Annotated in this window: 8 protein-coding genes and 1 pseudogene; 6 read left to right on the top strand and 3 right to left on the bottom strand. The window is 74.8% G+C overall.

What is annotated here, in order from left to right:
- The 4 genes and pseudogenes from VR45_RS06990 to VR45_RS06975 form a co-directional block, all read left to right on the top strand.
- Positions 1–642, top strand: a pseudogene (locus VR45_RS06990) (MFS transporter); the annotation flags it as partial.
- Between the two features lie 80 nt (positions 643–722).
- Positions 723–2,087 carry an FAD-linked oxidase C-terminal domain-containing protein gene (locus VR45_RS06985; RefSeq protein WP_045938793.1) on the top strand — a complete coding sequence of 455 codons (1,365 nt, stop codon included), beginning with the start codon at positions 723–725 and terminating at the stop codon, positions 2,085–2,087.
- A gap of 426 nt (positions 2,088–2,513) precedes the next feature.
- On the top strand, positions 2,514–2,843 hold the full coding sequence (locus tag VR45_RS06980) for a hypothetical protein (protein ID WP_045938792.1): 330 nt from the start codon (positions 2,514–2,516) through the stop codon (positions 2,841–2,843).
- Positions 2,844–3,342: 499 nt separating this feature from the next.
- Positions 3,343–4,113, top strand: coding sequence for a pyridoxal 5'-phosphate synthase (locus tag VR45_RS06975; protein WP_234325864.1), 771 nt, complete (start codon positions 3,343–3,345; stop codon positions 4,111–4,113).
- 126 nt (positions 4,114–4,239) lie between these two features.
- On the opposite strand, the gene VR45_RS06970 is transcribed toward VR45_RS06975, so the two are convergent.
- Positions 4,240–5,310, bottom strand: coding sequence for an EamA family transporter (locus VR45_RS06970; protein WP_234325863.1), 1,071 nt, complete (start codon positions 5,308–5,310; stop codon positions 4,240–4,242).
- Positions 5,311–5,462: 152 nt separating this feature from the next.
- Between VR45_RS06970 and VR45_RS06965 the strand changes: the two genes are divergently transcribed.
- On the top strand, positions 5,463–6,341 hold the full coding sequence (locus VR45_RS06965; RefSeq protein ID WP_052708892.1) for a DUF1906 domain-containing protein: 879 nt from the start codon (positions 5,463–5,465) through the stop codon (positions 6,339–6,341).
- Positions 6,342–6,348: 7 nt separating this feature from the next.
- On the opposite strand, the gene VR45_RS46740 is transcribed toward VR45_RS06965, so the two are convergent.
- Positions 6,349–6,546 carry a hypothetical protein gene (locus VR45_RS46740; RefSeq protein WP_159394135.1) on the bottom strand — a complete coding sequence of 66 codons (198 nt, stop codon included), beginning with the start codon at positions 6,544–6,546 and terminating at the stop codon, positions 6,349–6,351.
- A gap of 178 nt (positions 6,547–6,724) precedes the next feature.
- On the opposite strand from VR45_RS46740, the gene VR45_RS06960 reads away from it, so the two are divergent.
- The gene (locus tag VR45_RS06960) at positions 6,725–8,386 is read left to right on the top strand and encodes a long-chain fatty acid--CoA ligase (protein ID WP_045938791.1); all 1,662 of its coding nucleotides are present in this window, start codon (positions 6,725–6,727) and stop codon (positions 8,384–8,386) included.
- 88 nt (positions 8,387–8,474) lie between these two features.
- Here VR45_RS06960 and VR45_RS06955 read toward each other — a convergent pair.
- Positions 8,475–9,211 (bottom strand): response regulator (locus VR45_RS06955; RefSeq protein WP_045938790.1); only part of this gene is annotated, 737 nt, incomplete at its 5' end.

The following is a 9,211-nucleotide window of genomic DNA, read 5'->3' as shown; positions in this document are numbered from 1 at the left end:
GGCACCGCCACCGGCACGGACAGGTCGGCCGGGCTGGTGCGGGAGGCGGCCGCCGGGGTGCGGCTGGCGACGGGTGACCGGTTGCTGCGGGCGGCGCTGCTGCTGGCCGGCGCCGCGGCCGGGGCGGTGCTGCCGGTGGTCTCGCTGCTCGGACCGCTGCTGGCCCGGTCCGCCGGGTGGGGCGCGGGGGCGGCCGGTCTGGTGGCGGGCGCCCAGGGTGCGGGCGTCCTGGCGGTGGCGGTCCTGCTCGCCCGTCGGGGCGCGGGGGCCGGACGGCGCCCGCTCGGCGCGGGGACGGGGGCGGCGGCAGGGCTCTGCGCCGCCGCCGCGGGCATCGCGCTGCTGGCCGCGGCGCCGGTCCCGGTGGCGGCCGTGGTCGGCGGGCTGCTGACGGGGGCCGGGTCGGGGCTGTTCGCCGGCCGGCTCGGGCCGCTGGTGCTGGGAGCCGCGCCGGACAGCCATCTCTCCCGGGTGCAGGCCCTGCTGACCCTGGTGCAGAGCGCCGCGCTGGTGCTCTCGACCGGGGCGCTCGGCCTGCTCGCCGACACGGTCGGACCCCGGGTCCCGATCGCTCTCTGCGCGCTGGCCACCGGGGCCGCCGGACTCCTCGCTCTGGCCTCGCCGGTCCTGCGCCGGGCCTGACCTCCCGGGTGTACTTGCCGGGCGGGCGGGCGGCGGGCAGAGTGCGAGACCGGGACGGGCGGCGGAGGGCGGAGGCGGCGATGAGTGACCTGACGGACCGGCTGGCGGAGGGCCTCCCGCCCGGAGCGATGGCCGTGGACCCGGACGTGACGGCCGCCTACCGGCACGACATGGCGGACTTCTGTCCGGCCGGCACCCCCGCCGTGGTGGTCTTCCCGGAGACGGTCGAGCAGGTGCAGCACGTGCTGCGCACCGCCACCGCGCTGCGCGTCCCGGTGGTCCCGCAGGGGGCCAGGACCGGCCTGTCCGGCGCGGCCAACGCGGTCGACGGCTGCATCGTGCTGTCGATGCTGCGGATGAACCGGATCCTGGAGATCGACCCGGTGAACCGGATCGCGGTGGTCGAGCCGGGGGTGGTCAACGCCGAGCTCTCCCGGGCGGCCGCCGCCTCGGGGCTCGCCTACCCGCCCGACCCGTCGAGCTGGGAGTCCTGCACCATCGGCGGCAACATCGGGACCGGCGCGGGCGGGCTCTGCTGCGTCAAGTACGGCGTGACCAGTGAGTACGTGCTCGGCCTCGACGTGGTGCTGGCCGACGGACGGCTGCTGTCCACCGGGCGCCGGACGGCCAAGGGCGTGGCCGGCTACGACCTGACCCGGCTGCTGGTCGGCTCCGAGGGCACGCTGGGCGTGGTGGTCCGCGCCGTGCTGGCGCTGCGGCCGGCCCCCGCCCCGCAGCTGGCGCTGGCGGCGGAGTTCCCGAGCACGGCCTCGGCGGGCGCGGCGGTCTGCGAGGTGATGGCGCGGGGCTTCACCCCCTCGCTGATGGAGCTGATGGACCCGGTGAGCGTGCGCGCGGTCAACGAGCTGGGGCGGATGGGCCTGCCGGAGTCGACCCGGGCGCTGCTGCTGGTCGCCTTCGACGGTCCGGACCGGGTGGCCGAGCTGGCCGCGGTCGGTGAGCTGTGCCGGGCGGCCGGGGCGACCGAGGTGGTGCCGGCCGAGGACCAGGCCGAGTCCGAGCTGCTGCTGGAGGCGCGTCGGCTGGCGCTGCCCGCGCTGGACCGGCTGGGCACCACGATGATCGACGACGTGGCGGTGCCGCGCTCACGGCTGGCCGAGATGCTGGAGGGGGTCGCGGCGATCGGCGAGCGGCACGGGCTGACCATCGGGGTGGTGAGCCATGCCGGGGACGGCAACACCCATCCGATCGTCATCTTCGACGCGGCGGACCCGGAGCAGTCGGCGCTGGCGCAGCGCTCCTTCGACGAGATCATGGCGCTGGGGCTGGAGCTGGGCGGGACGATCACCGGGGAGCACGGAGTGGGGCTGCTCAAGCGGGAGTGGCTGGCGCGGGAGCTGGGGCCGGTGGCGATGGAGCTGCAGCGGCAGCTGAAGGCGGTCTTCGATCCGCTGGGGATCCTCAATCCCGGCAAGGCGGTTTGACCGCACCCTCGGGCCGGGCAACAAAAGTATTGTTCTCCGGATTTTCAGACTGTCGCAGGATGGCCGGAATTATCGACACGGTAGCGTGACCGCACCGGTGAGGGGCGTGTTTGTTTCCGCCGCGCGCCAGGGTAGTGCGCCGGGTTGTCCGTATGCCCCCTTCGCGCCGCCCCCGGAGACTCGGTCGTATCCGACCGTCCGGGCGACATCGCAGGTCGGCGGCGGTGTGTCGGCGCGCTTCCAGAACTGGTCGCAGTTATGCGCGGGGCTGCTGGATATCACGCTAAAGGGCGAAAAGGGAGCCGGGAGGTGGTGCTTTGTCGATTTGTTGCGGAAGTCTGTGACCCGGCGTCGCAGCCCGCAGGTGTTCGTCTGGCCGGCGAACTCCCGCACCCAATGCACGATTACCGTTTTTTGGAGGCTCCCATGGCTCGCAACCGAATCCGTCGCACCGCCGGTGTGCTGCTCGCGGCCCCGCTCGCGGCCGGACTGCTGCTCGCCGGTGCCGGTGCCGCCGCCGCCGACAACGGCGCGCTCGCCAACGACGGGTCCAACAGCGGTGTGGTGTCGAACGTCGGGACGGGCAACGTCTTCGGCTCCGTCGACGGCAACTACATCTCCACCCAGCAGACGGCGACCGGCTCCGGCGCCTCGAACCAGGCCAACACCCTCGCGGTGAAGGACAACTCGGGCACCATCCTGGCCGGCCAGTCCAACAAGAACTACAGCATCGTCTTCGCGCCGATCTTCCACTGAGCACCCGGGCGATCGGGCACCGGGGCGTCCCGGGTGCCGGCACCGACCGGGAGCCGTCGACGGCGGGGGCGCCGTCGACGGAGTACCGGGGCCGGCCGGGGCGGACGCGGGTGGGCTGAGCACCCGCGACGGGTCCGGAGCGGACCGCGAAGTGGATCGGAAGAACCGCGATCGGAACGGATCGCACAGCACGCAACCAACCGGGCAGCGGAAAGGGTCACCGCGAACCGGTCCTGTGGGCGGCACCGAGCATCGGTGCCGCCCACGGGCGTGTCCGGGCGTACGGCGTGTCCCGGCGTGTCTGAGCGTGTCTGGGCGTGTCTGGGCTTGTCGGGGGTGTCCGAGGGCGTCCACGGACGGGCCGGCGCAGGGCCCGCGCCCCGACTCGTCACCGTGCGGCGGTACGGTTGCGCTCCGACAGTGCACCCCCGAGCCCGGCGCCCCCCGGCGGCCCGTCCGGCGAGGGGCTGCGGCGGCGGCAACCGGAAGGAAGGGCGCGATGGCAGCCGAGGACGAGGACCTGAGCGGCCCGGGCGGGACCACGCCCGCACCCGGTCCCGGGTCGGGCCCGGAGCCGCGCCCGGAAACGCGGTCCGAGCCCCGGTCCGTGCCCGAGCTGATGCTGGGCCGCCCGCCGATGGCCCGCCCGCTGCCGGGCTTCGACACCGGGGCGGCCCCGGCCGAGCCCGGCCCGCTCTTCGTCGACTGGCTCGCCACCGCGCTCGACGCCGGGGTGCTGGACCCGCAGGTGTTCACCCTCTCCACGGTCGACGCCGACGGCCTGCCGGACGCCCGCGTCCTGGTGCTGCGCGACGTGGACGCGGCCGGCACCGGCTGGGTCTTCTCCGCCGCCGCGGACAGCCCCAAGGGCCGCCAGCTCGCCGACCACCCGGCCGCCGCGCTCACCGTCTACTGGCCCCGGCTCGGCCGCCAGGTGCGGGTCCGCGGCACCGTCGAACGGGCCGCCGACCTGGTCGCGGCGGCCGAGTTCGCCACCCGCTCCCCGGACGCCCGGATCGGTGCGCTGGTCGGGCGGCAGAGCGAGCCGCTGGCCTCGCCGGCCGAGTACGAGGAGGCAGTGGCGGTGGCCCGGCGCCGCCTGGAGGCCACCCCGGACGCGGTCGCCGCCGGGCATGCCGTCTACACGCTCTGGGCGCACGAGGTCGAGTTCTGGCAGGGCGAGGCCGAGCGCCACCACGTCCGCCTCCGCTACACCAGAACCGGACCGGTGCTCACCCCGGAGTGGTCGCGCACCCTGCTCTGGCCGTGAAGCACCGAAGCACCTGAAGGCCCGGAGCACCCGAGGTACCCGAGGCACCTGAAGGCCCGAGGCACCTGAAGCACCGCGGCGGACGGGCGGGGGCGCGCATCGACCGGATGCGCGCCCCCGCCCGTCTCAGCGCCGCCCGGTCAGGGTGGCCCCGACGCTCGCCGCCACCACACAGCCGATCCCCGCCAGCTGGGCGACGCCCAGCAACTGTCCGAGCACCACCAGCCCGACCAGCGCGCTGACCGCCGGCTCCAGGCTCACCAGCACGCTGAACACCCGCTGGGGCATTCGCCGCAGCGCCGTCATCTCCAGCGCGTAGGGGATCACCGGCAGCAGCAGGGACACCCCGGCGACCGCGAGCAGCAGCATCAGCGGCGAGGCGTCCGGCGCGGACAGTCCGTCCCAGGCCTCGCCGAGCCCGAACGGCGCCACCGCCAGCGCGCCGACCGTCATCGACACGGCCAGCCCCTGGAAGCCCTGGAACGCCGCCCCGACCTTGTCCGTGAACAGGATGTACGCGGCATAGCAGGCCGCCGCCCCGAAGGCGCAGAGCAGACCGACCGGGTCGAGCCCGGCGCCGCCCTCCCCGCCCTCGCCGAGCAGCGTCAGCAGTGCCACCCCGCCGGCCGCGAGCAGCGCCCACAGCAGGTGGCTGGCACGGCGGGCGAAGTACAGCGCCACCGCGAGCGGGCCGAGGAACTCGATGGTGGCGGCGGTGCCCATCGGCAGCCGGTCGATCGCCCCGGCGAACAGCAGGGTCATCCCGGCCGAGGCCATGCCGAGCAGGCCCGCGGCGGCCAGGTCGCGCGGCCGGCGCCCGCGCAGCCGGGGCCGGGTGACGGCGAGCAGGATGACCGCCGCGAAGCCCAGCCGGAGGAAGGTGGTGCCGCTGACCCCGAGCGGGCCGAACAGCGGCTTGGAGAACGCGATCCCGGTCTGCACCAGGAACATCGCCGTCAGACAGAGCAGCGGCGCCGGGATCCTCTCCGGGCGCCGCAGGAAGTTCGGGAACCGTCGGCCGGACGGTCGGCCGGTTCGCGGGTCCGGTGGCAGCCCCTCCGCGGGCGCCCCGCCTCGTCGCCAGCCGCCCCGCTCGCCGGCGGGCTCGCCCTTGGGGGCGGGCGGCATGACAAGCGCCTCGGCGACGGCGGTGGCCGTCGTCGGGGCGGAGGTTTCGCTGAGGTGGGGCGTGGGCATGAAGGCGAGTTTGCCGTAAGGAGCCACCGGGCAGCAAGCTCGTTACAAAAATCGGGACGGATACGGACGGGTGCGTCCGAAAGGGTGGGCTTTTCGGGGGTGCCCGGCGTGGTTGCCGTGGTTGTCCGACGTTCCGTCAGTATCAAGGCGGCGTGCGCTATCTCCGCCCCACCGCCCTCGCCGCCGCCTCCTTCGTCCTGCTGCTGGCCGCCGGCGGTCCGGGCGCCAGCGCCGACGAGACCGCACCGGTGGTCGCCGCCGCCCCGCGGATCCGGGCCACCGTCCTCCCCGACCGGTTCGGCCCGCCCGCCGCCCGGGCCCGGGACCTCTTCACCGGCGCGGCCTTCGACGCCTGCACCGCGCCACCGCTGGAGACCATGCGGGCCTGGCGCGACTCCTCGCCGTACGGGGCGGTCGGCATCTACACCAGCGGGAGCCAGCGCGGCTGTGCCCAGCCGAGGCTCGGCGCCGACTGGGTGCGGCAGGCCAGGGCGATGGGGTGGCGCTTCCTGCCCGTCCACGTCGGCCGCCAGGCGCCGTGCAGCGAGCTGAGCCGCAAGCCGAAGCGGATCGACCCCGCCCGGGCCGTCCAGCAGGGCCGCGAGGAGGCGGTCGAGGCGGTCCGCGGTCTCAAGGCGGTCGGGCTCGGCAAGGGCAGCCCGGTCTTCCTGGACATCGAGGCCTACCCGGTGCGCGACCCTGCCTGTGGGCAGGCCGTGGTCGACTTCACCCTCGGCTGGACCCAGGCCCTGCACCTGGCGGGCTACGGTTCCGGCTTCTACTCCAGCCTCGATTCCGGCATCGCCGACCTCGCCGCGGCCGCCCGGGCCGGCAGCGCGCCGCTGCCCGACACCCTCTGGTACGCCCGCTGGGACGACCGGGCGGACACGGCGGGCGGCGGACCGCTCGCCCCGGACCTCTGGGCCCCGCGCCAGCGCGTCCACCAGTACCGCGGCAATGTCGAGGAGACCTACGGCGGGGCGACGCTCACCGTCGACCGCAACCAGGTCGATGCCCCGCTGGCCGGCTGAGGCGGCGTCACTCCCGCAGGGCGAGCCCCAGGAAGCCCAGGCCGCCGCAGTGGCGACAGGTCTGCGGGATGTGCCCGGTGCCGGTCCGGCCCGCGCGCAGGCCCATCCGCGCCTCCGTCCGGACGCCCTCCGCACAGCACGGGCACGGCATCCGGAGCCCGCTCGGCAGCGGCCCCGCCCGTCGTTCGTCACGCCCGTCACCCATGCCCCCAGTATCCCGCCCGTCCCGGCGGCCGTGATCGGGGCAACTGTGCCGGAATGCTGACAGCGAGGGTGCGGCGCGGCACAATCGGGCTCTACTGCCCCGTATTACCGCCCAGTAGCCGGTCTCCGGCCGGGCCGGGGCAGCACCGCCGCAGTGCAGCCCAGGTCGAGGAGGACCCGTGTTCAGCACGATGCAGGACGTTCCGCTCACCGTCGCCCGAATCCTTGAGCACGGGTCGACCGTCCACGCCCGCTCGACCGTCACCACCTGGGACGGCACCGGACCCGTGGTCCGGACCTACGCGGAGGTCGGGGCGCGGGCCGCGCGGCTGGCCTGGGCCCTGCGGGACGAGCTCGGCGTCACGGCGGACGACCGGGTGGCCACCCTGATGTGGAACAACGCCGAGCACCTGGAGGCCTACCTCGCCGTGCCGGCGATGGGCGCGGTGCTGCACACGCTCAACCTGCGGCTCCCCGCGAACCAGTTGTCCTTCATCGTCGACCACGCCGCCGATCGCGTGATCATCGTCAACGGCACCGTGCTCCCGCTGCTGGCCGCCGTCCTGCCGCGGCTCGCCCCGACGCTCAAGCACATCGTGGTCAGCGGCCCGGGCGACCGCTCGGTGCTGGCCGGCTTCGCGGGCGGCGTGCACGACTACGAGGAGCTGATCGCCGACCGGCCGGCCGAGTACCCCTGGCTCACCGACATCGACGAGCGCCGGGCCGCCGTGCTCTGCTACACCTCCGGCACCACCGGCGACCCGAAGGGCGTCCTCTACAGCCACCGCTCGGTCTACCTGCACTGCCTCCAGGTCAACACCGGCGACAACTTCGCCTTCACCCCGCGCGACACCGCCCTGCCGGTGGTGCCGATGTTCCACGTCAACGCCTGGGGCATCCCGCACGCCGCGTTCATGTCCGGCGCCAACCTGCTGATGCCGGACCGCTTCCTCCAGCCCCGGCCGATGGCCGAGATGATCGCCGCCGTGAAGCCCACCGTCAGCGCGGCCGTGCCGACGATCTGGAGCGGGCTGCTGGACGAGCTGGACGCCGGCGACTACGACACCTCCAGCCTGCGGATGGTCGTCATCGGCGGCTCGGCCTGTCCGCCCTCGCTGATGAAGGGGTACGAGGAGCGCCACGGCATCCGGGTCGTCCACGCCTGGGGCATGACCGAGACCTCGCCGCTCGGCTCCTTCGCCCAGCCGCCCGGCGGCCTCACCCCGGAGGAGGAGTGGCCCTACCGGGTCAGCCAGGGCATCTTCCCGGCCTCCGTCGAGGCCAGGCTGATCGGCCCGGGCGGCGAGCGGATGCCCCACGACGGGGTGTCGGCGGGCGAGCTGGAGGTGCGCGGCCCGTGGATCGCGGGGGCGTACTACGGCGGCGCCGGGCAGGACCCGGAGCGCCCGGACGACAAGTTCGCCGAGGACGGCTGGCTGCGCACCGGCGACGTCGGCACCATCACCGCGGACGGCTATCTGACCCTCACCGACCGGGCCAAGGACGTGATCAAGTCCGGCGGCGAGTGGATCTCCTCGGTGGACCTGGAGAACCACCTGATGGCGCACCCGGAGGTGGCCGAGGCCGCCGTGGTGGCCGTGCCGGACGAGAAGTGGGGCGAGCGTCCGCTGGCGACCGTCGTGCTGCGGCCGGGCGCCACCGTCGGGCTGCCGGAACTGCGGGCCTTCCTGGCCGGGCGGATCGCGTCCTGGCAGCTGCCCGAGCGCTGGGCGATCGTCGAGGCGGTGCCGAAGACCTCGGTCGGGAAGTTCGACAAGAAGGTGATCCGGGCCGACTACGCGGACCGGAAGCTGGACGTCACGCTGCTCGGCAAGGAGTGACACCCGGCGGGACACCCCCGCCGGAACCACCAGGGCTGGCCGCCCCCGCAGAGGGGGTGGCCGGCCCCGGTCGTTCCGGGCCGCGCGCTCAGCCGGCGGCGGCGACGCCCGCCTCGCCCATGGCGCCGATCCGCCCGAGCAGGTCGACGATCCGGGACTGGACGTCCTCGCTGGTCGAGCGCTCGGCGAGGAAGAGGACCGTCTCGCCGGTGCGCAGCCGGGGCAGCTCGCGCGGGTCGAGGTCCACCGAGGTGTAGACGACGAGCGGGGTGCGGTGCAGCCGGTCGTTGGCGCGCAGCCAGTCCAGCAGGCCGACCCGGCGGCGGCGGATCTGGAGCAGGTCCATCACCACCAGGTTGGGCTGCACGCTGCTGGCCCGGGCGACGGCGTCGTTCTCGTCCACCGCGTGCTCGACGTGCATGCCGCGCCGCTCCAGGCTGCCGATCATCGCGACGGCGATGTCCGGATCGCTCTCGACCAGCAGGACGCGCGGGGCGTGGTTCTCGCCGTCGCGCGGAGCGAGGGCGCGCAGCAGCACGGCCGGGTCGGCGCCGTACGCGGCGTCCCGGGTGGCCTGGCCGAGACCGGCGGTGACCACCACCGGGACCCGGCTGTTCAGCGCGGCGGTGCGCAGCGACTGCAGCGCGGTGCGGGTGATCGGGCCGGTCAGCGGGTCGACGAAGAGCGCGGCGGGGAACCCGGAGACCTGCGCGTCCACCTCCTCGCGGGAGCGGACGATCACCGGGCGGTAGCCGCGGTCCTGCAGTGCCTGGCTGGTGGCCGGGTCGGGCTCGGGCCAGACCAGCAGCCGGCGCGGTCCGCCGT

Source organism: Streptomyces sp. NRRL S-495, from assembly GCF_000966955.1.
In the GTDB taxonomy this organism is placed as follows: domain Bacteria; phylum Actinomycetota; class Actinomycetes; order Streptomycetales; family Streptomycetaceae; genus Kitasatospora; species Kitasatospora purpeofusca.
This window is presented reverse-complemented; position numbering and strand designations above follow the sequence as displayed.

Excerpts from the sequence above, each read along its gene's own strand:
- VR45_RS06985 (WP_045938793.1), top strand. The coding sequence starts at position 723 with ATGAGTGACCTGACGGACCGGCTGGCGGAGGGCCTCCCGCCCGGAGCG.
- VR45_RS06975 (WP_234325864.1), top strand. The coding sequence starts at position 3,343 with ATGGCAGCCGAGGACGAGGACCTGAGCGGCCCGGGCGGGACCACGCCC.
- VR45_RS46740 (WP_159394135.1), bottom strand. The coding sequence starts at position 6,546 with ATGGGTGACGGGCGTGACGAACGACGGGCGGGGCCGCTGCCGAGCGGG.
- VR45_RS06970 (WP_234325863.1), bottom strand. The coding sequence starts at position 5,310 with ATGCCCACGCCCCACCTCAGCGAAACCTCCGCCCCGACGACGGCCACC.
- VR45_RS06980 (WP_045938792.1), top strand. The coding sequence starts at position 2,514 with ATGGCTCGCAACCGAATCCGTCGCACCGCCGGTGTGCTGCTCGCGGCC.